The organism is Actinokineospora sp. HUAS TT18, from assembly GCF_051364635.1.
Classification (GTDB): Bacteria; Actinomycetota; Actinomycetes; order Mycobacteriales; family Pseudonocardiaceae; genus Actinokineospora.
The window spans coordinates 3,906,435-3,930,183 of record NZ_CP195645.1 but is presented as its reverse complement, the minus strand read 5'-3'; the positions used below and the strand labels follow the sequence as shown (position 1 = coordinate 3,930,183).

The window sequence follows — 23,749 nt, the reverse complement described above, 5'->3', positions numbered from 1 at the left end:
TCGGCCACGACCGGCCCGCGGGCCAACCGGATTTCAGGACATCATGAACAGGATCGCGCCGACCAACAGCAGCGGCGCGAGCAGGATCCACGTCGAGGTGATCGCGACCACCACAACCACCCCGACCAGGGCGACTGCCGCGAAGCCGACGATCATGGCCTTGGCGCTCTTGGGGTTGTCGTTGCGCACCAGCGGGTCGGCCGGAACCGCCACAGCGACGTCCTTGGCGGGCAGGTCGTCGAACAGCGCGCGGAGTTCGGCCTGGGTGCGGGCGTTGGCCGCGATGCCGCAGCGCTGCTCGTACTCGTCGACCTCCAGCCGCCCGGCCGCGAAGTGATCGCCCAACTCGGCGATGGCCGCTTCACGCTCTGCGGTGCCGACGCGGAGGTTGTCGCCCATGGCCCCCACTCTAGTGGCGCCTGCCCGGCGGACCCAGCGAACCGTTCGACCGCACTCGCCGACCGCTGACCTCTTTGGACTGAACATTAAGCGGGCGTTTACATCATTCGAGTGAATCTGTGTGACGATGACCGTGTTCTGAGCGGGAGAGTTCGGGGGACATGGCAGACATCCACGACTGGCCGGAGCCCGGCCGGGTCATCACGTTCGCGCAGTGGGATTTCCACGGTGGCCGCGCGCGGTTCATCGGTATCGGCGTGGTCGCCGGGGAGCCGCAGCGACACCCGCACCTCGACACGATGCGGCTACCCATGATCGCCCGACCGGGTGACACCGGGCCTGTCCCCGACTGGATTAGGCAATCGGACATCATTGATATCGCGCCGCGCCTCTGACCAGCGGCGCGGAGGGGTGTTCGATGAGCGCGACCCTGGTCGCAAAGGCGCTGGCCGCGGGCCACGGCGACCGTGTCCTGTTCTCCGGCCTCGACCTGGTCGTCGCGCCCGGTGACGTGCTCGGGCTGGTCGGCGTCAACGGCGCGGGCAAGTCGACGCTGCTGCGGACCCTGGCCGGGCTCCTCCCGGCCGAGCAGGGCCAGGTGCGGCTGAGCCCGGCGAACGCGTCGGTCGGCTACCTGCCGCAGGAGCCCGACCGGATCCCCGGCGAGTCCGTGCGTGCCTTCCTCGCCCGACGCACCGGCGTCGCGGCCGCCCAGACCGCCATGGACGACGCCGCCGAGGCCCTCGGCGCGGGCGCCCCGGGCGCCGACGACGAGTACGCGCACGCCCTCGAACGCTGGCTCGCCCTCGGTGGCGCCGACCTCGACGAGCGGGCCGAGGCCGCGGTCGCCGACCTCGGCCTCGGCGTGGCACTCGACCAGCGGATGACGTCGCTGTCCGGCGGCCAGGCCGCGCGGGCGGGCATGGCGTCGCTGCTGCTCAGCCGCTACGACGTGTTCCTGCTCGACGAGCCGACCAACGACCTCGACCTCGACGGACTCGACCGGCTGGAGGCGTTCGTCTCGGGGCTGCGCGCGGGCACGGTGGTCGTCAGCCACGACCGCGAGTTCCTGACCCGCACGGTCACCGGGGTGGTCGAACTCGACTTGGCGCAGCAGCGGATCCGCGAGTACGGCGGCGGCTACGCGGCCTATCTGGAGGAACGCGAGGTCGCGCGCCGCCACGCGCGTGAGGAGTTCGAGGAGTTCGCCTCGACCAAGGCGTCGCTGGAGGACCGCGCGCGGATGCAGCGGGGCTGGATGGACAAGGGCACCCGCAACGCCCGCCGCAAGGCAACCGACAACGACAAGATCGGCCGCAAGCTGCGCTCGGAGTCCTCGGAGAAGCAGGCCGCGAAAGCCCGGCAGACCGAGCGGATGATCGAGCGGCTGGAGGTGGTCGAGGAGCCCCGCAAGGAGTGGGAGCTGCGGATGGAGATCGCCGCGGCGCCGCGCACCGGGGCCGTCGTCGCCGCCCTCCGGGACGCGGTGGTGGAGCGCGGCGGGTTCACGCTCGGGCCGGTCACGTTGGAGATCGGCTGGGCCGATCGGGTCGCGATCACCGGGGCCAACGGCGCGGGCAAGTCCACTTTGCTCGCCGCGCTGCTGGGCCGGACGCCGCTGACGGCGGGCGAGACCTACCTCGGGCCGGGTGTGCAGGTCGGCGAGGTCGACCAGGCGCGCGGGCTGTTCCTGGGCCAGGAGGAGCTGCTGGACGCCTTCGGCCGCGAGGTGCCGGACTGGCCGACGGCCGAGGTGCGGACACTGCTGGCGAAGTTCGGCCTGAAGGCGCAGCACGTGCTGCGGCCGGCGGTTTCGCTCTCGCCGGGCGAGCGCACGCGCGCCGCGCTGGCGCTGCTGCAGGCGCGCGGGGTGAACCTGTTGGTGCTCGACGAGCCCACCAACCACCTCGACCTGCCCGCGATCGAGCAGCTGGAGTCTGCGCTTGCCGAGTATCCAGGGACGTTGCTGCTGGTCACCCACGACCGCCGCATGCTGGACGCGGTCGCGGTGAACCGGCGGTTCTCGGTCACCGACGGGGCCGTGACCGAACTCGGCTAGACCCCGTCGGCGCCCAGATCAGGCTTGCTTGGGCAAGCTCGACCGCAGCTTGGTCAGCGCGCCGTCGATCTTGTCGTGGTACTTGCCCTTGGTGCGCTGGTCGATGATGCGTCCGGCCTTCGTCGCCATCCGGTCGACTTTGTCCGGGTGCTTGGCCGCGTACTTGCGCGCGGCGGCCGCGGCACCGGCCAGTGCGGCCAGCTTCTTGATCTTCGCCATCTGCGTCTCCCCGAGCATTGGTTGTCCCTGCACCCCTTCAACGAAGGGACCACCCCGGAAGGTTCCGCCCCGATAGTGTGGACGTATGCGAACTCCTGCATCAGTCGACAAGCGGCGCGCGGTCACCCCCGAGTGGATCGTCACCGAGGCGCTGCGGCTGACGCGGGCGGAGGGCCTGGAGAACTGGACGCTACGCGGCCTCGCCGCCGCTGTGGGCGCTTATCCGGCCGTGATCTACCACCACATCGGCGACCGGGACGCCGTGGTCACCGCCGTGATCGAGCGCGTCGTGGCCGACGTGGCGCTGCCGGACCCGCGGCTGCCGTGGCGGGAGTGGTTCGAGGACCTGCTGACCGCGCTGCGGCCCGTCCTGCGGGCCGCGCCGGGGGTCGCCCGGCGGCTCGCGCTGCACGGCGCGGGGGTGCCGGGTGTGCTGCGTGTCATCGACGCCGGGGTGCGGGTGCTGCGCGAGGCGGGCTTCGGCGACGAGAGCTGCGCGGCCTATGAGCTGCTGCTGAGCCAGGCGTGCCTGTTCATCGCCCTGGAGGACGACCGCGGCCCCGGGCTGCGCGAGAAGTCGGCCGACCTCATCAGCGCGCAGCCGGGCCTGACCGACCTGGGACGGTACGTCGCGGAGGTCGACCCGGCGGAGTTCTACGGCTATGCCATCGCGCGCACGCTCGATGGCATAGCCACCCGGTTGGCCGACCGTCCGATCTCGACGTCCGTTTAGAACTCAGAACAGCGCGTTCAGCTCAGGCCAGGTCAGGCCGCCGCGCACGGACTCATAGGTGCCCGTGGTGAGCAGCTCCTCGGTGGCGCGGCGGGCGAGGCCGTACGCGGCCTCGGCGATCGCGCCGCCCAGGCTCGCCCGCGCGACACCCACGCCCGCCAGCTCGGGAACGCTCGGCACACCGGGGCCGACCATGATGTTGAGCGGCGCCGGGATCTCCGCCACCAGCGTCTTGATCGTGGCCAGGTCGCGCGCGCCCGGGACGAAGATGCCGGAGGCACCCGCTGCGAGATATGCGTGAGCACGTTCGACCGTTAGGGCCACTCGGGTGTCTTCGTTGCCAACTGAGCGCAAAAAAGTGTCCACACGTGCGTTGATGAACAACGAGATCCCGGCGTCGTCTGCGGCGGCGCGGGCCGCGGCGTAGCGCTCGGACTGGGCGGCGATGTCGCGCAGCGGGCTGTCGTCGGAGGCGAACGAGTCCTCGATGTTCACCCCTACCGCGCCCGCGGCGAGCACCGCGCGGACGGTTTCGGCCACGTCGTGCGGGGTGTCGCCGAAGCCGGTCTCGATGTCGGCGGTGACGGGCACGTCGACCGCGGCGCACACCCGCGCGATGAGCCCGACGGCCGCCTCCCGGTCGAGCGCGTCGCCGTCGCGGGCGCCCAGACTCCACGCGACACCGGAACTTGTGGTCGCAACCGCTTTCGCCCCCGCCGCGACCGTCACGCACGCGCTGGCGACGTCCCAGGCGTTCGCCAGGGCCAACACGGTTCCGGATGTGTGCAGCTCATGGAACCGCAGCGCGTGATCTTGCTGCTTTTTCGTCATGCTTGACAGTCAAGCAGCACCCCCCGACAAGGGGTGGCGAAAATGCGACAGTACGGCCTACTTGACGGTCAAGTCGGTTTTTGGCTAGCCCCTGCACCAGCCGGACCTCCATCCTGTTCCGGTGCATGACGACTTCGACCGCTGTGTGCGCGCCGTTCATTCCAAAGACTCCAGGTTCGACGGATGGTTCTTCACCGCGGTCCGGACCACACGCATCTACTGCCGCCCTAGCTGCCCTGGGATGCCGCCCAAAGCGGAGAACATGACGTTCTTCCCCAGCGCCGCCGCAGCCCAACAGGCCGGATACCGCGCCTGCAAACGCTGCCGCCCTGACGCGAGCCCCGGTTCGCCGCAATGGAACGCGCGGGCCGATCTGGCCGCGCGCGCGATGCGGCTGATCGCCGACGGGGTCGTCGACCGGTCGGGGGTGCCGGGCCTGGCCGCGCACCTGGGCTACAGCGTGCGGCAAGTGGAGCGACAACTCCTCGCCGAGTTCGGCGCCGGTCCACTCGCGCTCGCCCGCGCGCAACGGGCGCAGACCGCGCGTCTGCTGATCGAGACAACGGAACTGCCGATGAGCGAGGTGGCCACGGCCGCGGGCTTCGGCAGCATCAGGACTTTCAACGACACTGTAAGAGAAGTCTTCGCGCTGCCGCCGACGGAGTTGCGTCAGCGCGCGGGCAGACAGACGGCGGGCGCGGGGGTCATCTCGCTGCGCCTGCCGTTCCGCGAGCCCATGTGCGCCGACAAGCTCCTCGCCCAACTCGCCGCCACCGTCGTCCCCGGCGTCGAGGAATGGCGCGACGGCGCCTACCGCAGGACCCTGCGGCTGCCCCACGGCCACGGCATCGCCAGCCTGCGCCCCGCCGCGGGCCACGTCGTGTGCCAGCTGTCCCTGACCGACCTGCGCGACCTGGCGCTGGCGATCAGCCGCTGCCGCCGCCTGCTCGACCTCGACGCCGACCCGATCGCCGTCGACGACCAACTCTCCGCCGACCCCGTACTCGCGCCCCTGGTCCGGGCCACCCCCGGCCGTCGCGTCCCGCACACCGTCGACGGCGCCGAATTCGCGATGCGCGCGGTGCTCGGCCAACAGCTGACCACCGCCGCCGCCCGCGCCCACGCCACCCGGTTGGTCGCGGCCCATGGGGAGGTCGTGCGTGACCCGGTTGGCGGGTTGACGCATCTGTTCCCGTCACCGCAGGTGCTCGCGTCGGTGGATCCCGACATGCTCGCCCTGCCGCGGACCCGCCGCGACACGCTGTTGGGGCTGGTGTCGGCGTTGGCTTCGGGGACGATCGATGTGGGGGTGGGCGCGGATCGGGAGCGGGCTCGGGCTCGGTTGGCCGCGTTGCCTGGGTTCGGGCCTTGGACGGTGGAGAACATCGCCATGCGTGCGTTAGGGGATCCGGATGCGTTCTTACCGGGGGATCCGGGGATTCGGGCCGCTGCTCGGGAGTTGGGGCTGTCGACGAACGCGAACAGTCTGGCTGCGCATTCGAGTATCTGGCGGCCTTGGCGGGCGTATGCGATGCAGCATCTGTGGGCGGTGAGTGAGCGGCTGCCTCGGTGACGTCGGTTGCCCCGAATCGAGGCGAACCACCCAAACAGGCATTCGTTGGGGGCGTTACGTTTGGTGGGGGTTGAGTGTGCGTCACAAGCGCTCTACGTTCTCGCCTTCCATTCGGCCTCGGGTGTCCAACACCGTGTGTGCGTGTCGGGCGATGCCCGGCAGGTCTAGTGTGCGATGGTCCTGGAGGAGGATGACGAGGTCCGCCCGTCGAACTCCCTTGTCCACATCGGACTCTGCGGGGACCGGCTCTCCGTCGACAAGGAAGCCGGATACGTATGGATCGTGGTATCCCACAAGGATTCCCAGGTTGCGCAGCTGCCGGACGATCCCGGTAGCTGGAGTTTGCCTCACGTCGCCCACGTCCGGCTTGTAGGTGACGCCGAGGAGAAGCACGCGTGCTCCGGAGACCCGGCCATCTCGGGCGAGGATGTCCCGTGCCCGCCGAACCACATACGCGGGCATCCCCGCGTTGACCTCCTGCGCTGCGGTGATCATCGAACACGGCAGACCCTCCGCCCGAGCCCGATTGGCCAGGTACCGGGGATCCACCGGAATGCAGTGTCCACCCACGCCCGGCCCAGGGGAGAACGGCTGGAAACCGAACGGCTTCGTCGCCGCGCACCGGAGTACGTCCCAGACATCCACCTCCAACCGCTCGCACAGCACTGCCAACTCGTTCACCAGTGCGATGTTCACCAGGCGATAGCTGTTCTCCAGCAGCTTCGCCGTCTCCGCCTCCCGCAACCCCGCCGCCACGACGACCGAATCGACCAGTTCCTCGTAGAACGCCTCGCACCGCTTGGCGCACAGCGGTGTCAGGCCGCTCACCACCTTCGGTGTGTTCTCCAGCGCGTGTTCCCCGTTGCCCGGGTCGATGCGCTCCGGTGAGTACGCCAGGTTGAAGTCGACCCCGGCGACCAAGCCCGTCGACTCCAGCAGTGGCAGCAGCACCTCTTCCGTCGTCCCCGGGTAGCTGGTCGACTCCAGTACCACCAGCGTTCCGGGCCGCAGGTGTTCAGCGACTCGCCTGCCTGCCGCGATCACCGCGCGGAGGTCGGGCTCGCCGTCGACCAGGCCGGTGGGGACGCAGATCACCACGGTGTCCGCTGTGGACACGGTGGTGAACTCGGTCGCGGCGGTGAAGCCCGCGGCCAACATCTGGCCGATGTCGGGGGCGTCCTGTATGTGGGAACGGCCCGCGCTCAGGCCCGCGATCACGCGGGCGTCGGTGTCGATCCCGGCGACGCGCAGGCCCGCCGCGCACGCTCGGTGGGCGAGCGGGAGTCCGACGTAGCCGAGGCCGACGACCACGAGGTCCACTGTGAACAAGGAGATCCTTCCACCGGTGGGCCGCACTCAGGCGCGGAAGCTGCCGACAGCGCTGACGTGCGAACCGAAACCGGGCTTGACCCTGGCGAACGGCTCGATCGGGAACAGGCAGGCCGGGTCGGCGTAGATCGTGATGGGTCGGTCGAGCTGGTTGAAGATCAGGTGTGTGCCGGGGTCGAGCGCGTGGCAGCCGGTCGGGTTGTCCCAGATCCTCAGGGGCGTGAACTCGTGGGTGAACGCCACCACCTGCCCTGGGGTCGCGGCCGCGGCGGGGGCGAGGCTGGTCAGCGCCGCCCCGGCGAGCAGCGCGGCGGACAACGACTTGGCGAACCGCATGGTTCCTCCCTGGTTCGGATACGACGCTTCCATGTTTGTCGCATTCCGCGGTGATCGCAGTCGCCGATCGGGTACGTAAATTCATCCTATTGATAGGTGGCGCGTGAGTGCTCATCCTCCATAACGTCCGCTACACCAGTCGCGTCGAGGAAAGGGTTCGCACCACGATGAGTCGCTACGATTGGGCATTGGCCCATCCGGGCATCGACCGCATTCGCGCGACAATCGAGCCGATACGCACCGAGGTGACCCGTCACCCGATTTACCGGCGGATGGCCACGACCGGGGACGTGGCGGTGTTCATGGCCCACCATGTGTTCGCGGTCTGGGATTTCATGTCCCTGCTCAAGAGCCTGCAGCGCGAGTTGACCTGCGTCCGGGTGCCCTGGGTGCCCACGACGCAGCCGATCAGCAGGCGGCTGATCAACGACATCGTGCTGGTCGAGGAGAGCGACGAGTTCGGCGAGGGCTACGTCAGCCACTTCGAGCTCTACCAGCACGCGATGGCGCAGGCAGGCGCCGACACCGAGCCCGTCGACACCTTCCTCGACCTTCTGCGCGCCGATGAGCCCGTGGAGAACGCACTGGTCAAGGCCGGTGTGCCCGGGCCGGCGGCCGACTTCGTGCGGTCGACGTGGGAGGTGATCACGCACGCGCCGGTGCACTGTCAGGCTGCCGCGTTCGCCTTCGGCCGGGAGGATCTGATCCCCGAGATGTTCGACCAGGTGGTCGCCGCGGGCGGGACGAAGCTGGAGCTGTTCGGCGAGTACCTGGTCCGCCACATCGAGGTCGACGGCGAGCAGCACACGCCGATGGCGATGCAGATGGTGGCCGACCTGTGCGGTCCCGACGCCGGGAAATGGGCCGAATGCGCGCGGACCCTGGTCGATGTTCTGCGTGCGAGAGTCGCGCTGTGGGACGGCATCACCGTCGCACTCGATCAGCGGTTGGCCCGGGCATGAATTGCATGCGCAAGTATTGATGCGTCAATTTGGTGAGAACCGATCCTACCGGCCCAGTGATCGTCACGGTCGGTTCTAATGGTGGACAAGGAATTACACCCGAAAAGGGGCGAGCTGAACCCGGCGCGGCGTCCGGCGCCGTTGCTAATGTCGAGACGGCGGAGCTGCTTGAATTGCTGGGGCTCCCCTGAGGAATCCGTCGAGAATTCAAAGGAGCATGGTCGTGACCGCTAGCGTCCAGGACAGCCGCCTGAAGCGTCGTTTCGAACTCTGGGACAGCAACGGAGACGGAACGATCGACAGGTCGGACTACGAGACCGAGGCGCGTCGAATCCTCAAGGCCTTCGGCGAGCAGGAGACCTCGCCCAAGGGCCGCTCTCTGCTCACCGCCTACCTCGGCATGTGGGACAAGCTCGCGGGCAAGGCGAAGGTCGGGTCGCAGGGCAAGGTGACTCTGGAGCAGTTCACACAGGTCTCCGAGACCGAACTGGTCGAGGGCGGCGACGCGGGCTTCGACCGCAACCTGCGCCCGACCATCGAGGCCATCGTCGAGCTGTGCGACACCGACGGCGACGGCGAGGTCAACCCGGCGGAGTTCAAGCGTTGGATGAAGGCCGTCGGCGTCGACGAGCGGCAGGCCGACCAGGCGTTCCGGCAGATCGACCGGGACGGCAGCGGACAGCTGACCGTGGAGGAACTGGTGATCGCCGTGCGCGACTACCACCAGGGGGTGAACGACATCCCGCTGCTGGGTCGCTAGCGGCCGACAAGCGTGGTGCCCCCGGGACACTGGTCCGGGGGCATTCGCATGTTCAGCCCCTGGCGATCCTGGCGCGGGCGGCCCTGGCGAGGATGTCGGGCCGCAGCAGGGCCGACGGGTGCTGCCGCATGTTGATGACGTCGATGAACCGCTTGGCCACCAGGGGATCCGTGGTCGTCGCCTGGTCAATGGCGGTGCCGACAGCCTGCATGACGCGGTAGCCCTTCGGGCGTGGGCCGGGCACGTGCGGCAGGGCGAAGTCGGCCAGCGCCGAGGTCTGCCATGCCGCGTCCACCAGGACCTTCAACCGCTCGAAGTACGCGTGGACGTCGTCCCCCGACCGCAGCCAGGCGCCCAGTGCGGACGCGTGGAGGGCGGCTGAGGGCATTCCCTGGCCGTAGACCGGGTTGAACGACGCCACCGCGTCACCGACCGGGACGACGCCCGCCGGAAAGTGGCGCAGCTGGTGGAAGTCGCGGCGCGCGCTGTGCGGGAACCGGTGCACCTCCACCTGGCTCGCGGGCTCGCACTCGTGGACCAGGGCGGCGAATCCGGCCGCGGGCTCACGTTCGCAGCGGGCGTGGAAGTCCGCGAGGGACTTGGTGGGGCGCTGCTTGCCGTAGGCCGACACCGAGCAGATCCAGCGGTCCGGCCCGGACGGGGCGACGACACTCACCCCCGGCTCCGCGGAACCGGCCGACCGCAGGGAGTGGACGGCGTAGAGGTTGTCCAGGCGCTGGTCGGGATAGCGGTGGTACAGGACGGTGGCGTAGCCGAGGTCGAGGTCCATCCGCTGCTTCGGCGGCGGCTGGAAGTCCAGGCGCAGCAGCCAGTCGCCGAGCCGGGAGGCGCGGCCGGTGGCGTCGACGACGAGTTCACCGTGGACGGCCGCCCCCGACGCCAGCCGGACGCCGTCGACGCGACCGAGGCCGATGGTCAAGCCGACGACGCGGTCGCGGACGAGCCGCACCTTCGGCAGCGCGAGGACCTCCGCGCGCACGTGGAACTCCAGCAGCGGCCGCGGCACCGGCATGAGCTGGTCGCCCGGCACCGCGACGCGGGTGGCGCCGTCGAGGTACATGCAGCAGTCCTCGATCGGGTACGGCCCGGCGCCGAGGCGGGGAAGCAGCGTGGGGAACCAGTGGCCGAACAGGTGCTGCGCGAGGCCCAGCAGCACGTGGAACTGGTTGGCCTGCGGGGTGCCCGCCCGCGTCAGCGGAGTGTCGGGCAGGGTGTCCGGCTCGATGATCACGACCTCGTCGGCGAAGTCGTGCAGCACGCGGGCGGCAAGCAATCCCGCCAGGCTGCCGCCCGCGACGACCGCGCGCTTCACCTCGGCGCGCCGAAGTGGACGGGGGACTCCGGGGTCAGCGCGATCTGGCCGCCGGTGACCGGGCTGTCGCGGCGGATCAGGATGTTGTAGTGGTTGGGGAAGTGGCAGGCGTCGAAGCCGAGGACGCGCCCGACGTACTCGCCGCCGATGTGCACCTCGTCGCCGCGGTCGATGACGCCGCCGTGGGAGATCTCGGTGAAGCCGAGGAAGCCGACACGGTCGATGCTCGGATCGGTCACGTCGTGGTCGGTCGTCACCAGTTCGTGCACCTCGCCTTGGCGGACGCAGCGGCTGGCGAACTCCTCCAGGCGCATCCCGCGGTCCTCGCGTTGGTGGACCAGGACCTTGACCAGGACACCGGCCACCGCGCGCTTGTCGCCGTCCTCGATCATGTGTGGGCCTTCCCGGTGAGTGCGTGCTCTGCCTGGTAAACCGCGTCCACAAGGGACAGTGCGGCGATGCTCGCCCGGTCCTCGCCGCCATGGTGGACCGCGTTGGCGAAGTCTCGCAGGACGCCCGCGTACTCGTGCCACAGGGACTGCTTGAAGCCGAGGAAGCCTGCCAGCATGTCCGCCCGGCGGACCGTGCCGTCGGCGAGGCGGACCTCGATGTCCTTGGTCTCGCCGGGGTGGCTCCAGTCGAGCTCGACGGTGGCCCGCGCGCCGGACGCCGAGTCCAGCTCGATCACCGCCTGCCGGTCGACGCCCGCTTCGTCGCGGCGGACCTCGGCGTAAGCGAGTTCCAGCGGGCCGAGGAAGAGGCGGGCCAGGTCGAAGGCGTTGGGGCCGTTGTCGGCGACGCAGCCGCCGCCGCAGCGGTCCGGGTCGAGGTACCAGCGGTCGTTGCCGACGTGGTCCTCGATGCGCTCCAGGTACCGCACGCGCACCGACTCGATGGGCACGTCCTTCGGCAGGCTGTCGAGCATGGCGCGCACCCGCGCGTTGTAGCGGCGGTGGAACGACGTGAACAGGACGGCGCCCCGGGCCGCGGCGAGCGCCGCCAGCTCCAGGCCGTCCGCCAGGGTCGTGGCCAGCGGTTTCTCCACGCACACGGGGAGCCCCGCGTCGAGCAGGTCGCGGCACACCTCGGCGTGGCGGTCGTTGGGGACGGTCACCACGACCGCGTCGAGCCCGCCCGCGGTGACGAGGTCGCGGTGGTCGGTCCAGCAGGGCACCTCGTCGCGGTGCGGGGCCAGCGCCTCGGGCCGCACGTCGCACACCGCGCCCAGCCGCAGCGGGCCGCTCTCGCGCAGGACCGCCAGGTAGAAGCGGGAGATGACGCCCAGGCCGACGACTCCGATGCGCATCAGCTCTCCCCTGGCGCGGTCAGGCCGAGCCGGTCGGCGATCTGGCACAGCTCGGCGTGGACCGCCTTGGCCAGCGGGACGCCATGTGTGGCGGCGTCGGCGGCGTTGCGGGCCTCGGGGCAGCCGGGGTAGGAGACCGTGTCGCCGGGTTCGACCGGCGGGCAGCCGAGCACGGACCCGAACAGCGCGCCCGCGTCCCGCTGGAACTGGTGCGGCGACCGCAGGGCGGTGGGGGCGATGGCCATGACGAGGAAGCCGATGTCGTCGTCCGGGGTGCGGTCGGCGGCGAAGGCGGCCGGGGACGGGCCGAGGCCCGCGCCGGGGACCAGCGCGGCGAGAACCTCGACCATGAGGCCGAGGCCGAAGCCCTTGTACTCGCCCATTCCCGGGGCGCCGAGCCAGGTGAGGTGCGCTTCGCCGGTGTCGAACCGGGCCGGGTCGGTGACGGGGGCGCCGCGGTCGTCGGCCAGCCACCCGGCTGGGATCTCTTCACCCGCGCGCGCGGCGGCGCGGACTTTGCCGGTCGGGACGGCGGTGGTGCTCATGTCGAGCAGGAACGGCGGGTGCTCACCGGCGGGCGCGGCGACGCTGATGGGGTTGGTGCCGAGCATCGGCAGTCGACCCCGCGGCGGCCGGGCGATGCGCTGGTGCCCGCAGTTGGCCGCGACGATGCCGATCATCCCGTGCTCGACGGCCTTCAGGGCGTGGTGCCCCGCGCAGCCGAAGTGCGTGGCGCCGCGGACGGACACCATGCCGATTCCGTACTCGGCGGCGCGTTTGGTGGCCAGGTCCATCGCCTCGCCCGCGGCCCAGAGCCCGAGAGCGCCGCGGGCGTCTTGCAGCAGGGTGGCGCCGAGGTCGGTGAGGACGAGAGGCTCGGCGTCGGCTCTGGCCCGGCCGGATTCGAGGAGCGGCAGGTAGATGCGGGAGAGGTTGACGAGCCCGTGCGAGGCGGCGCCGGTGATGTCGCCGTGGCACAGCGCCGCCGCCGCGGCTTGCGCGCGGTTCGTGGGGACGCCGTGGGCGACGAAGACGGCGGCGGTGAAGTCCAGCAGCTCGGCCTGGGGCACCCGGACGGCGGTCTGAGCGGGCACGGCGAGGTCGGTCATCGGGATTCCGTTCTCGGTGGGGCAGGTTGTCCACATCGGTCTGAGTCATCCACAGCGAGCGGAGGAAATCCCTGCGGGACCGCTACTGCCGGTAGGCTGGAGCAGGGACGCCCCCCAGGGCGGGTGGGGGCTGTCCTCTGGTGTGGGGGCCGTGGATTCGCCGTGGTCATCGGGAGTCCATCGGCGGTGGGGCGTCGGCGAACGCCTGCAGCAGGCGGGAGATCTGGCCTGCGAAGGCGGTCAGTTCGGCGAGGGTGGCGAATTCGCCGGTGGCGTGGGCGTGGTTGGTGGCCAGGTCGCCGGGGCCGAGGATCGCGGTGGTGGTTTCAGGGACGTCGGCCAGCCAGATCGCGTCGCAGGTGAAAGCGGGCTCGTCGGCGGGCCAGCGGGGGATGGCGGCGGCGGTCATCCACCGGTCCAAAGCCGCGCGGTCGGAGTCGAGGGTGGGCAGGCCGCGTTTGAGCCAGTCCACAGTGGTCACTCGAGAAGCTTCCGCCGCGGTGCGGGCGAACGCGGGCACGTCGGCGAACTGCTTGGTGAAGCGGTCCAACCCATCGGCCACGGCCCGGTCCAGGCCGCCGGTGAGGCGCGCGCCCGCGGCCGGGGTCGCGTAGGCCAGGTTGATCATCAGGTCGCCGGTGCCGTAGACGCGGTTGTGGGCGGTGCCCGTGTGCAGGCCGGCGACGCAGGCGTGGCCGTCGGCGTCGCCGGTGAGTTCGCCTGCCAGGTGTTGGGCGAGGAAGCCGAGCAGCACGGTGGCGTTGTGGCCGTCGCCGGGGCGGTCGTCGATTGCGCCCTGGCCGCCGACGCGGACGGCGGCGGTGGCTGAGGCGGTGGCGCGGGTCAGGTAGCGCAGACCGGTGGGTTCGCAGAACACGTTGAGGGCGCCGACGTAGCCGCGTTCGACGAGGGGGCGGGTGCCGAAGGTGCCCATCGCGCCGCCCTCCTCGCCTGCCACGGCCTGGACCAGCACCGACACCTCGTCGCCGATCCTGCTGTCGCGGGTGGCGGCGTCGCGGATGCCCGCGAGCAGTGCCACGGCGGGGCCTTTGGCGTCGATCGCGCCGCGGCCGCGGAAGACGGCGCCGTCGAACGTCACCGGTTCCTGGCCCGCGACCGTGTCCAGGTGGACGTTGAACATCACCGTCCGCGCACGCGGCCGCTGCGGGCCGAGGCGCAGCACCAGGCTCGGCTGCTCGTCGAGGAACCCGGGCTCCCGCGCGGCCATCCGCACGGGCGCGGGCACGTCCGGCCTGCGCAGGTCGGACAGGTCGGCGGGGGCGTGGTGCAGGACCTTGAACTCGGGGGCCGAGTCGGCGTAGGCGAACTGGGCGTCCCAGATGCGGGCGCGGTCGCTCGTCTCCAGCGGGCCCGCGGTGGGCAGGGCGAGCAGTCGGAGCAGCAACGCGTGGTCGGCGCTGGTCAGGCGGGTCATCGGGCCGTGGCGGCGAGCAGCGACTCCAGCGCCCGGCCCGCCGCGACGAAACCGTCCACGCGCCCCGCGCCCGGAACATCGGCGTGCGGCACCAGGGACAGGTGCGGCTCGATCGACAGGGCGCCGCGGTAGCCGGACTCGGCCAGCAGGTCGAGGCAGCGGCCCACCTCGGCGGCGCCCGCGCCCGGGACTGTCCACACCGGACCGTCCGTGCCGTCCTTGACGTGCACGTGGTCGACGAACTCGATCACGTCGGCGAGCAGTTCGACCGCCGAGTAGCCGTACGCGACGCCGTTGCCGGTGTCGAACAGCAGCCGCAGCGCCGGGCTGCCGGTCTCCACGAGCATGTCCAGCGCGCGCTTCGCGTCGCTGCCCGCCCAGCCCGCGCAGTTCTCGTGCAGCAGCACCAGACCGGCCTGCTCGGCGCGCGCCGCCAGCTCGCGCATCCGCTGGTGGACGCGGCGCGCCCAGTCGAGGTCGTCGAGGCCCGCGTTCGGGTACGACATGATCCGGACGTACCGGGTGTTGAGCCGGGCGGCGCGGCGGGCGATCATCCGCAGCTCGTCGAGGTCGCGCTCGAAGTCGCCGGTGATGGTGGACGACCAGTCGCCGATGCGGGAGTCGACGCACACCGTCCGCAGGCCGCGCTCGTCGAGGGTGTCGGCGAGCCGGTCGAACGCGCGCCGGTCGAGGTCGGCGATGTGCACCCCGTCGACCGTGCGCAGCTCGATCGCCGACCAGCCGAGCGCGGCGATGGCGGCGAGCTGGTCGGCGAGCGCGGGACCGGCCTCGTCGCCGATCCCGGCGAGCAGCGGCCTCACGCGGGCACCGTGATCCCGGCGCGCTCCTTGGCCGCGGTGATCAGCTCGACCACGGCCGCGCCCGTCTCGGGTTCGTCGGCGATCCGGTCCTCACCGGCGAAGTGCCGGTACGCGTGGGCGAGGAACGCGCCGAGCGAGTCGTCGCGGAACACCGAGCGCAGCTGCTGGCCCTGGGTGTTGACCCGGAGCTGGGCGTGGTCGTCGGCGTCGCTGACCGCGAAGTGGCCGACCAGGGTGCCGCCGTCGAGGTCGACGGTCACCCGGCGCTCGCGGATCGGCGAGGTCAGGTCGGTGCGGATCTCGGTGACGATCCCGCTGTCGTGGCGCAGGCGCAGCGTCGCGCCGCCCATGTTCGGGTACGCGGTGTCGCCGAGCAGCATGTCGGCGCACCGGGAGGCGTCGACGCGCGCGGGACCGGCGAGCAGCAGGGCGAGCAGGACCGAGTGCGGCACCTCGACGTCGAAGGCCGTCGGATGGTCGTCGCCGGGGGTGCGGCCGAAGCGGGGCTTGTTCTGGGTGATCGTGATCGACCGCGCGGGCCCCAGGTCGCCGGACTCGATGGCCGACCGCAGCCTGCGGGTCAGCTCGCTGCTGCGCCACTGGCCGACCGGCAGCAGGTCGAGCCCGGCGGCGTCGCGCAGCCGCAGGACCTCGGTGAGGTCGGCGTAGTTCGCCACCAGGGGCTTCTCCACCAGGATCCGGCGGAACCCCAGCTCGGCCAGCTCGGTGAGCGGCGCGACCCGGGCCGACGGCGGCGTGCACAGGTGTACGACGGTCGAGGCCGGGTCGGTGATCGTGGCCGCGTGGGTGAGCGAGTCGGTGGCCACCACACCGGGCAGGTCGAGCGTCCGATGTGGATCAAAGGCGAACACCGGCTGATGGGGGCGCAGCCTGCGCAGGACCGGCAGGTGCAGCGCCGTTCCCGCCCGGCCGAGACCGACGACGAGCGTGCCGAGCATCGGTGTTGCCTCCTGCGCGGGATCGGGTGACGCCCGCCAAGAATTCAGGTGCGCACCTGCGGTGTCAACGCGGAGCGGGGCGCTCCACCCGACCGTGTGATCTTTGGTTTCCGTTGCGGTTCAACGGATGTGGTCTGGCTAGGTTTGAGAGCGGTGCCGTGGGCAGGGAACTTCACCAATCAACCAAACCGTCCGGAAAGGACACGCATGGAGCACGCCGTGACACTCACCGGTCCCGGCGCAGGCCAGGCGTCCCCCGAAGCGGTGCCCTTCTTCACCCAGGCCGCGGGCTTCGCCGCCGCGTGGCCCAAGATCGAGGCCAACCTCAACGCCGTGGTCGACGGCGGCAAGTACTCCCACGGCCCGCTCGTGGCCGAGTTCGAGGCGGCGCTGGCCGAGTACACCGGCGCGGAGCACGTCGTCGGGGTCAACTCCGGCACCGACGCGCTGGTCCTGCTGCTGCGCGCGGCCGGGCTGCGGCCGGGCGAGGAAGTCGTCGTCCCGGCGTTCAGCTTCGTGGCGACGGCGTCGTCGGTGATGCTCGCCAGGGGGCGCCCGGTGTTCGTCGACATCGACCCGGCCACCTACGCGATGGACGCCGCCGCCGTGCCCGCCGTGGTCACTGAGCGCACCCGGATGATCATGCCGGTGCACCTGTTCCACCAGCTCGCCGACCTCGCCGCGATCGCCGAGGTGGCCGAGCGGTACGCGCTGACGGTCGTGGAGGACAGCGCCGAGGCGATCGGCATGCGCTGGGACGGCAAGCACGCGGGGCTGCACGGCGCGGGCGGGGTGCTGTCGTTCTTCCCGACCAAGACCCTCGGCGCGCTGGGCGACGCGGGCGCGGTGATCACCGACGATCCGCGTGTCGCCGAGGTCGCCGCCGCGCTGCGGCACCACGGCCGCTTCGGCCGCACGCTCGACCATTTCCCCGGCATCAGCAACGAGACCGTGCTGCCCGGGCTCAACAGCAAGATGGACGACGTCCAAGCCGCGGTGCTGCTGGCCAAGCTCGCCACCCTCGACGCCGACATCGGCCGCCGCGCCGTCCTCGCCGCCGCCTACACCGAGCGCCTCACCGGCTGCCCCGGCGTCCGCAGGCTGCCGACCGTGGTCAAGCGCGAGGCCGACACCAACCCCGTGTTCTACGTGTACCTGATCGAGGTCGAGCGCCGCGACGAGCTGGTCGCCCATCTCGCGGCCAACGGCGTCGGCACCGAGACCTACTACCCGGTCCCCCTGCACCGCCAGCCGTGCTTCGCCGAACTGGGCCATCGCGCGGGCGAGTTCCCCAACGCCGAGGCCGCCTGCGCGCACGCCGTCGCGCTGCCGATCTACCCGGACCTCGCCGAGAGCCAGGTCGACCGGGTGTGCGAGCTGATCAAAGGGTTCTACGCATGACACTTCCGTTCTTCCCGCCCGACCTCTTCGACGACGACCGCGAGTTGCTGCTCGACACCGTCCGCCGGGTCGGCCTCGCCGAGGAGCAGAAGTTCATCCTCGGCGCGCGCACCGCCCGCTTCGAGTCGGCGCTGCGCGACCAGCTCGGCGCCGCCGACGTCGTGGCCTGCGGCAGCGGCACGACCGCGCTGATGCTGGTGCTGCGCGCGATGGACATCGGGCCCGGCGACGAGGTGGTGGTCCCCGCGTTCGGCTGCGCGCCGCTGGCCGCGTCGGTGGTCAACGTCGGCGCGGTCCCGGTGTTCGCCGACGTGCACCCGTGGACGATGGTGGTTGAGCCGTACGAGGTCGAGGAGTCGATCACCAGCCGGACCGCGGCGATCATGCCCGCGCACATGTTCTCGGTCATGGCCGACATGCCCACGATGCGCGAGCTGGCCGACCGACACGAGATCCGGCTCGTCGAGGACTCGGCGGTCGCCCAGGGCGCGGTGCTCGACGGCGTGCCCGCGGGCCGCTGGGGCGAGGCGGGCGTGTTCTCGTTCGTGCAGGTCAAGACGTTCGGCACGATCGGCGAGGGCGGCGCGGTCGTCACCGACGACCCGGAGATCGCCGAGCGGGTGCGGATGCTGCGCAACCACGGCCAGGACGGCACCCAGCGCTTCGTGCACCACATGGTCGGGTTCAACAGCCGCTTCGACGAGGTCATGGCCGAGTTCCAGCTGCACAGGCTCGCCGGGCTGGCCCAGCGCCTCGAACGCCGCGCGCAGATCGCCGACTACTACACCGAGCGGTTCGCGCCGCTGGTCGAACGCGGCATCCAGCCGCCGCCCCCGGGCCGCGAGGGCCGCTGCTACTACGTCTACTCGCTGCTGGCCGACCGCCGCGACGACCTCAAACGCCACCTCGCCGAGCGCGGCATCGGCACCCACGTCTACTACCCGACGCCGCTGCCCGCGCAGACGGCGTTCGCCGAGTACGCCGCGCGCGGCCGCTTCTGGCCGCACGCGGAGCTGGCGTGCGCCCGCATCCTCGCCCTGCCGATCTATCCGCACCTGACCGACGCGCAGGTCGAGACGATCGCCGACGCGGTGTGCGACTTCCCGGGGACCCCGCGGTGACGGCCATCCTCACCGCCGCGCCGGGCAAGGTGGGCGCCTACGCCCGGCTCGCCAAGCTCGACGTCTGGGACTACTACCTCGCGCTGCCGCTGGCTTGGTCGCTGCTCGCGCCCGCGCTCAGCTTCGACGGCCGGGTGTTGGTGACGCTGGCGCTGTTCGGTGTCGGCACGGTGTTCGTCGTGGCGGCGGCGGTGGCGTTCGACGACGTCACCGGCTTCGTGGATGGCAGCGACGGCGCCAACTACGGCCCGAACCCATCGGCGCGCAAGCTCGCCCGCAAGCCGCTGCTCACCGGCGAGCTGACCGTCACCGAGGCCGTCCGGTTCGGCTGGGTCGCCGCGGCGGTGGGTGCCGGGCTCTGGGCGCTGTGCGCCGCGGTCGCGCCGTTCGCCCACCTGTGGACGGTCGGACTGGCGGCGTTGTGCCTGGTCACGGCCGTGCAGTACTCGTGGGGCCTCAAGATCAGCTACCACGGCTGGCAGGAGGTGTTCCTGGCCGGGTTCGGCGTCGGGCTGGTGCTGTGCGCGATCGGGTTCACCCAGGGCGCGGTCAGCGGGTTCGGCATCGTGCAGTCCGTCCTCTTCGGACTCGGCCCGCTGCTGTTCGGCGTCTACTCCAACACCCGAGACGCCGAGGGCGACGCCGCGGTCGGGCGGCCCACGGCGGCCGTGCTGCTGTCCGACACCGGGAACCGGCTGTTCATCGCCGGGCTGTCGGTCGCCGAGATCGCGTTGATCGTGCTTTCGGCGGGGCTCGGCGCGGCGCCGTGGTGGTTCTCCCTGGCGATGATGCCCGCGATCCTGCTGCGGGTCGCGCAGCTGCGCCGCGGCGTCGGGATCGGTGACCTGCTCGGCGCCCGCACACTCGGCCTGCGCGCCCACCGGCTGACGTTCGCGCTGCTGTTCGCCATCAATGTGCTGGGAGCGTGGCTGTGACGGCTGACCTCGATGTCGCGATCGTGGGTGCGGGCATCTCCGGGCTCGCGCTGGCCCACCGGCTGCGCGCGGCGGGGCGCTCGGTGCACGTGTTCGAGTCCACCGCGCACGTCGGCGGCCGGATGCGCACGGTGCGCCGCGAGGGCTACGTCATCGACACCGGCGCCGAGATGGTCGGCACCCACGGCTACCCGGCGACTTGGCGGCTGGCGGGCGAACTCGGGCTGTCGCAGGCCGACGCGCCGCTGTTCGGGGCGCCGCTGGCGATGTGGCGCGAAGGTCTGCCGCACCCCGGCGTCGGCGATCTGAACGGACTGGTCAAGGGCGCGGGCATGACGCCGGGCGGGCGGGCAGGCCTCCTCAAGATGATGGCGGGCGCGGGCCTGCGCAAGCGCTCCTACGACGTAGAGCGGCCCGACCGCACCCCGCTGGGCACCACCACGATCCGCGAGTTCGCCCGCCGCTACCACCCCGACGTGCACGACTACCTGCTCCAGCCACTGGTCGGCGGCTTCTTCGGCTGGGACACCGAGCGCGCGGCGGCCGGCCCGCTGGTGAGCCACCTGCTCGCCGTCGGCGCCACCCGGTCGTTCCGCTCGTGGCGGCACGGCATGGACACCCTCGCCCGGCTGCTCGCCAGCCGGGTCGACGTGAGCACGGGCGTCACTGTGCACGAGGTCGTCGCCGGCGAGCACGACGCCACGCTGGTCGTCGACGGCGCCCCACTGAGCGCGAAGACGGTCGTGCTGGCCGTGCCCGCCCCGGTCGCCGCCGAACTGCACGCGGGCGTCCCCGATTTCGTGCGGGCCGTGGAGTTCCGGCCGATGGTGAAGGTGATCTGCCTGCTCGACCGGCCGATCGAGCCGCCGGACCGAGGTTCGGCGTGGGGCATCGCGGTGCCCGCGGTGGAGAACCCGGCGTTCGCGGGGGTGCTGTTCGACGACCGCAAACCGGGTCGCGCGCCTGCCGGACGCGGTCTGCTGACGTTGTTCGCCGGTCCCGCCGTCGCCGGGGAGTTGGTGGACGCGCCGAACGAGGAAGTGGCCGACCTCCTGATGGGGCACGCGGCCCGGTATCTGCCGGATCTGGCTTCGGCGTGCCGGGTCTCGGTGGTGGTGCGATATCGGCATGGGCTGCCGATGCCGACCGCGCCCGCCCTTGCGGAGTTCAGGGAGTTCACCCGGCGGCCCCTGTCCACCGTGGAGTACGCGGGGGATTGGTGCATGTTGCGGCCGAGCAGTGAGGCGGCGATCCGGTCCGCTGAGGTGGCCGCCGAGCGGCTGCTCGTCGGTGCCGACACCGAGTTGGCGGTGTTCGGTGGCTGAGACCGCGTACGTCTTCGCCCCCGCGTTCGACCAGGAGGACGAACGCCTCCGGCTCGGTGAAGCCCTGTGGGACCGAGGAACCAAGGCGACGCTCGCTGAAATCGGGGTTGGGCCGGGTGCGCGCTGCCTTGAGGTGGGCGCGGGTCGGGGCTCCATCGCGGCGTGGCTGGCGGGGAGGGGCGCCGAGGTGACCGCGGTCGACTTGGACGTCTCCCGGCTGGCTGAGCTGCGCGGGGTCGACGTCCGCAAGCTCGACATCGCCCGCGACCGGTTGCCGGGCGGGTTCGACGTGGTGCACGGCAGGCTTGTCATGCAGCACGTGGCCAACCGGCCCGCCGCCGTGACCGCGCTGTGCCGGGCGCTGCGACCCGGCGGGCACCTCATGCTGGAGGACACCGACCCGGCGTCGCTGTTCAGCCACGTCGACGGGCCGTTCCACCCGGCGGTGAAACACGCGGCGTACACGGTGATGGCCGAAGCCGGGGCGCACCCGCGCAGCGGGCTGCTCGACCTCGAACTGGTCGAGGCGGCCGGGCTGGTCGACGTGCGGGCCGAGGGACGGGTCGAGGTCGTGCGGGGCGGCAGTGACGGCGGCCGGTGGTTCGCGCTGTGGGTGGAGCGGCTGCGGCCCGCGATGCTGGCGCGCGGACTGGTGTCCGAAGTGGACATCGACCGCGCGGTTGTCGACCTGATGGACCCGCGGCACCGCTGGCTTTCGCAGGTGATGGTGACTGTTGTGGGGAGGAAGGCAGGGTGAAGCCGTCCGATCTCGGCACGCTGTTCGACGACCTGGTCGACCGGGGCGTCGGGACCGTCGTCGAGCTGAGCAGGCCGCTCGACATCGCGCCAGAGCACGGGACGACGTACAACGTCGCCGAACTCGCCGCTCTGGTGCGGGGAGCGGCCGGGTGGCTGCACGCGGCTGGGGTGCGGCCGGGGGATCGGGTCGCGGTGGTGAAGGAGAACCACTGGGACTACGTGCTGCTGGCGTGCGCGGCGGTGCGGATCGGGGCGGTGCCCGCGCTGCTGTCGGACTATCTGACGCCTGAGACGCTGCAATTGCTGCTCAAGCGGCTGGATCCGGCGCTGCTGGTGACGACGCACGCTGTGCTCGATCACGCGCGGGACAACGAGACTGATCTGATGGGGTTCGCGCGGCGGACGCTCACGCTCGACGGGCCGCATCCGGGTGCGCTCGACCTCGACCGGCTGCGCGGGCACGAGCCGCCGCGGCCGGTGTCGCGTGAGGTTGATGATCCGCTGGTCGTCAACCACACGTCGGGGACGACGGGTACGCCGAAGCTCGTCATGCACAGCACTCGGACGCTGATCCATGGGCTGGCGGCGCAGGAGGCCACGCGGTATCCGGTTGTGTCTACGCGGGCGACCGACACTGTGTGTTCGGCGCTCGCGTACTGCCATGGGCGGGCGATTCCGTGGACGGCGAGTGTGCTGTGGTTGGCGCCGCGGAAGGTTGTGGTGATCGCTGATGCCGATGAGGCTGAGGCGGTGTTGTGGGCGCATCCGCCGACTACGTTGGAGGCGTTGCCGTCGACGTTCGTGCGCTGGCAGCCGCTCGCTGAGCGTCCGGACAATCCGTTCCGGGATGTGCGCCTGTACGTCAACACGTTCGACGCGATGCATCCGCCGACGGTGCGTGCGTTCCTTCATGCCGCATCGGGGCGGTCGCTCTGGGTGCAGGTGTGGGGGCAGACCGAGACCGGGCCGTTGACGTTCCGGTTCCTGACTCGTCGTTCCGTTGCCGAACGAGACGCGCGTCATCCTTCGACCCGCAACTTGGGCCGCCCGGCACCGGGGCGGGTGCGGTTGCGTGTCGTTGATCCGCGCACGTTCAAGCCTGTTCCGGTTGGTCGGCCCGGGCTGGTGCTGGCCAAGACCGGCGTTCGCTGTCTGGGGTACGTGGGGGAGCAGGAGCGGTGGGACTCGAAGCTGGTGGGCGGGTGGTGGAACACCGGGGACGTGGGGGTGCGGACTCGGACTGGCTCCTATCTGCTGCTGGATCGGGAAGTTGATCTGATTCCGGGGCAGAGTTGTGTGGAGTTGGAGGACGTGATCGAGGATCGGCTGTCCGCGGTGGTGGAGTGCGTGATCCTCGGGACGCCTGGGGAACTGCCGGTGCCGGTGCTTGTTACCTCTGGTGGTGCGTTGGATCGGCGGGGGTGGGTGCAGGCGGTGCGTGACTTGCCCGCGTTGGCGGATCCGGTGGTGTTGACGTGGGATGAGATTCCGCGGACGGGGACGGGGAAGGTTCGGCGGATGGAGTTGCGCACGCTGATTCGGCGCGGGCAGGACACGTTTGGGAGTGGGCGATGGACGTGATCGATCGGGTGCAGGCGACCGCGATTCCTGATCTTTATCACAAGTTGTTGGAACTGCATCTGGCTGCTGATCGGTCTGCGGTGGATGCTGGGGTTTCACGGCAGCTGCTGGAGTTGGTGCGGTTGCGGGTGTCTCAGCTCAATGGGTGCGCGTTCTGTGTGGATCTGCATTCGACCGCGGCTGTGGAGGCTGGGGAGACGGCTCGGCGGTTGCACGCGTTGACGGTGTGGCGTGGGGTGCCGTTCTTTGACTCTCGTGAACGTGCTGCGCTCGCGTTGGCTGAGGCGATGACGAGGCTTCCTGTGCCTGATGATGTCTATGCTGCTGCGGCTGCGGAGTTCACTTCGGCCGAGCTGGCTTGTCTGATGTGGACTGTGTCTGTGGTGGGGGCGTTCAATCGGCTTGGGGTGGCTGGGCGGTTGGCGCCTGCTTGAGGCCGTTGGCACCGAATCGGACCGGTCTT

25 protein-coding genes are annotated in these 23,749 nt (G+C 71.0%); 13 read left to right on the top strand and 12 right to left on the bottom strand.

The window, feature by feature from the left end:
* Positions 1-33 precede the first annotated feature (33 nt).
* Positions 34-399, bottom strand: coding sequence for a DUF1707 SHOCT-like domain-containing protein (locus ACSHT8_RS17505; protein WP_436491886.1), 366 nt, complete (start codon positions 397-399; stop codon positions 34-36).
* Between the two features lie 161 nt (positions 400-560).
* On the opposite strand from ACSHT8_RS17505, the gene ACSHT8_RS17500 reads away from it, so the two are divergent.
* Positions 561-794, top strand: a complete 234-nt coding sequence (locus ACSHT8_RS17500) for a hypothetical protein (RefSeq protein WP_436491885.1) — start codon at positions 561-563, stop codon at positions 792-794.
* 23 nt (positions 795-817) lie between these two features.
* Positions 818-2,458 (top strand): ABC-F family ATP-binding cassette domain-containing protein, encoded by a 1,641-nt coding sequence (locus ACSHT8_RS17495; protein ID WP_436491884.1) that lies wholly within the window; start codon positions 818-820, stop codon positions 2,456-2,458.
* A gap of 18 nt (positions 2,459-2,476) precedes the next feature.
* Here ACSHT8_RS17495 and ACSHT8_RS17490 read toward each other — a convergent pair whose 3' ends face one another.
* Entirely contained in the window at positions 2,477-2,677 is a 201-nt protein-coding gene (locus ACSHT8_RS17490) for an antitoxin (RefSeq protein ID WP_436491883.1), read from the bottom strand.
* 85 nt (positions 2,678-2,762) lie between these two features.
* Here ACSHT8_RS17490 and ACSHT8_RS17485 point away from each other — a divergent pair, with 85 nt between their 5' ends.
* Positions 2,763-3,410 carry a TetR/AcrR family transcriptional regulator gene (locus ACSHT8_RS17485; RefSeq protein WP_436491882.1) on the top strand — a complete coding sequence of 216 codons (648 nt, stop codon included), beginning with the start codon at positions 2,763-2,765 and terminating at the stop codon, positions 3,408-3,410.
* Between the two features lie 3 nt (positions 3,411-3,413).
* On the opposite strand, the gene ACSHT8_RS17480 is transcribed toward ACSHT8_RS17485, so the two are convergent.
* Positions 3,414-4,241, bottom strand: a complete 828-nt coding sequence (locus ACSHT8_RS17480) for an isocitrate lyase/PEP mutase family protein (RefSeq protein ID WP_436491881.1) — start codon at positions 4,239-4,241, stop codon at positions 3,414-3,416.
* A gap of 121 nt (positions 4,242-4,362) precedes the next feature.
* On the opposite strand from ACSHT8_RS17480, the gene ACSHT8_RS17475 reads away from it, so the two are divergent.
* Complete coding sequence (locus ACSHT8_RS17475; protein WP_436491880.1) at positions 4,363-5,814, top strand: DNA-3-methyladenine glycosylase 2 family protein; 1,452 nt, start codon at positions 4,363-4,365, stop codon at positions 5,812-5,814.
* An 81-nt stretch (positions 5,815-5,895) separates the two neighbouring features.
* Here ACSHT8_RS17475 and ACSHT8_RS17470 read toward each other — a convergent pair whose 3' ends face one another.
* Together ACSHT8_RS17470 and ACSHT8_RS17465 are read right to left on the bottom strand one after the other, a co-directional pair.
* Entirely contained in the window at positions 5,896-7,143 is a 1,248-nt protein-coding gene (locus ACSHT8_RS17470) for a nucleotide sugar dehydrogenase (protein WP_436491879.1), read from the bottom strand.
* Between the two features lie 27 nt (positions 7,144-7,170).
* The gene (locus tag ACSHT8_RS17465; RefSeq protein WP_436491878.1) at positions 7,171-7,479 is read right to left on the bottom strand and encodes a hypothetical protein; all 309 of its coding nucleotides are present in this window, start codon (positions 7,477-7,479) and stop codon (positions 7,171-7,173) included.
* Between the two features lie 167 nt (positions 7,480-7,646).
* Between ACSHT8_RS17465 and ACSHT8_RS17460 the strand changes: the two genes are divergently transcribed.
* Positions 7,647-8,441 carry a DUF3050 domain-containing protein gene (locus ACSHT8_RS17460; protein ID WP_436491877.1) on the top strand — a complete coding sequence of 265 codons (795 nt, stop codon included), beginning with the start codon at positions 7,647-7,649 and terminating at the stop codon, positions 8,439-8,441.
* Between the two features lie 223 nt (positions 8,442-8,664).
* Positions 8,665-9,201: an EF-hand domain-containing protein gene (locus ACSHT8_RS17455; protein ID WP_436491875.1), complete on the top strand. Its 537-nt coding sequence runs from the start codon at positions 8,665-8,667 to the stop codon at positions 9,199-9,201.
* A 52-nt stretch (positions 9,202-9,253) separates the two neighbouring features.
* Here ACSHT8_RS17455 and ACSHT8_RS17450 read toward each other — a convergent pair whose 3' ends face one another.
* From ACSHT8_RS17450 to ACSHT8_RS17420, 7 genes are all read right to left on the bottom strand, one after another.
* A complete protein-coding gene (locus tag ACSHT8_RS17450; protein WP_436491874.1) occupies positions 9,254-10,534 on the bottom strand; it encodes an FAD-dependent oxidoreductase in 1,281 nt (426 codons plus the stop codon).
* Positions 10,531-10,926, bottom strand: coding sequence for a DUF6917 domain-containing protein (locus ACSHT8_RS17445; protein ID WP_436491873.1), 396 nt, complete (start codon positions 10,924-10,926; stop codon positions 10,531-10,533). Before ACSHT8_RS17445 ends, ACSHT8_RS17450 begins: the two co-directional genes overlap by 4 nt.
* Entirely contained in the window at positions 10,923-11,840 is a 918-nt protein-coding gene (locus ACSHT8_RS17440) for a Gfo/Idh/MocA family protein (RefSeq protein ID WP_436491872.1), read from the bottom strand. The genes ACSHT8_RS17445 and ACSHT8_RS17440 overlap by 4 nt, the downstream gene beginning before the upstream one ends.
* Positions 11,840-12,949 (bottom strand): Ldh family oxidoreductase, encoded by a 1,110-nt coding sequence (locus ACSHT8_RS17435; RefSeq protein WP_436491871.1) that lies wholly within the window; start codon positions 12,947-12,949, stop codon positions 11,840-11,842. The genes ACSHT8_RS17440 and ACSHT8_RS17435 overlap by 1 nt, the downstream gene beginning before the upstream one ends.
* 166 nt (positions 12,950-13,115) lie before the next feature.
* Positions 13,116-14,384 carry a M20/M25/M40 family metallo-hydrolase gene (locus ACSHT8_RS17430; RefSeq protein WP_436491870.1) on the bottom strand — a complete coding sequence of 423 codons (1,269 nt, stop codon included), beginning with the start codon at positions 14,382-14,384 and terminating at the stop codon, positions 13,116-13,118.
* Positions 14,381-15,205: a sugar phosphate isomerase/epimerase family protein gene (locus ACSHT8_RS17425; protein WP_436491869.1), complete on the bottom strand. Its 825-nt coding sequence runs from the start codon at positions 15,203-15,205 to the stop codon at positions 14,381-14,383. The genes ACSHT8_RS17430 and ACSHT8_RS17425 overlap by 4 nt, the downstream gene beginning before the upstream one ends.
* A complete protein-coding gene (locus ACSHT8_RS17420) occupies positions 15,202-16,164 on the bottom strand; it encodes a Gfo/Idh/MocA family oxidoreductase (RefSeq protein ID WP_436491868.1) in 963 nt (320 codons plus the stop codon). The genes ACSHT8_RS17425 and ACSHT8_RS17420 overlap by 4 nt, the downstream gene beginning before the upstream one ends.
* 207 nt (positions 16,165-16,371) lie before the next feature.
* Here ACSHT8_RS17420 and ACSHT8_RS17415 point away from each other — a divergent pair, with 207 nt between their 5' ends.
* The 7 genes from ACSHT8_RS17415 to ACSHT8_RS17385 are packed head-to-tail and all read left to right on the top strand — an operon-like array spanning position 16,372 to position 23,720.
* Entirely contained in the window at positions 16,372-17,565 is a 1,194-nt protein-coding gene (locus tag ACSHT8_RS17415) for a DegT/DnrJ/EryC1/StrS family aminotransferase (RefSeq protein ID WP_436491867.1), read from the top strand.
* Complete coding sequence (locus tag ACSHT8_RS17410) at positions 17,562-18,686, top strand: DegT/DnrJ/EryC1/StrS family aminotransferase (protein WP_436491866.1); 1,125 nt, start codon at positions 17,562-17,564, stop codon at positions 18,684-18,686. The genes ACSHT8_RS17415 and ACSHT8_RS17410 overlap by 4 nt, the downstream gene beginning before the upstream one ends.
* Positions 18,683-19,621: a UbiA family prenyltransferase gene (locus ACSHT8_RS17405; protein ID WP_436491865.1), complete on the top strand. Its 939-nt coding sequence runs from the start codon at positions 18,683-18,685 to the stop codon at positions 19,619-19,621. The genes ACSHT8_RS17410 and ACSHT8_RS17405 overlap by 4 nt, the downstream gene beginning before the upstream one ends.
* Positions 19,612-20,946 (top strand): protoporphyrinogen/coproporphyrinogen oxidase, encoded by a 1,335-nt coding sequence (locus ACSHT8_RS17400; protein WP_436491864.1) that lies wholly within the window; start codon positions 19,612-19,614, stop codon positions 20,944-20,946. Before ACSHT8_RS17405 ends, ACSHT8_RS17400 begins: the two co-directional genes overlap by 10 nt.
* On the top strand, positions 20,939-21,703 hold the full coding sequence (locus tag ACSHT8_RS17395; RefSeq protein ID WP_436491863.1) for a class I SAM-dependent methyltransferase: 765 nt from the start codon (positions 20,939-20,941) through the stop codon (positions 21,701-21,703). Before ACSHT8_RS17400 ends, ACSHT8_RS17395 begins: the two co-directional genes overlap by 8 nt.
* A complete protein-coding gene (locus ACSHT8_RS17390) occupies positions 21,700-23,286 on the top strand; it encodes a class I adenylate-forming enzyme family protein (RefSeq protein ID WP_436502089.1) in 1,587 nt (528 codons plus the stop codon). Before ACSHT8_RS17395 ends, ACSHT8_RS17390 begins: the two co-directional genes overlap by 4 nt.
* Positions 23,277-23,720, top strand: coding sequence for a carboxymuconolactone decarboxylase family protein (locus tag ACSHT8_RS17385; protein ID WP_436491862.1), 444 nt, complete (start codon positions 23,277-23,279; stop codon positions 23,718-23,720). Before ACSHT8_RS17390 ends, ACSHT8_RS17385 begins: the two co-directional genes overlap by 10 nt.
* Positions 23,721-23,749: the final 29 nt, after the last annotated feature.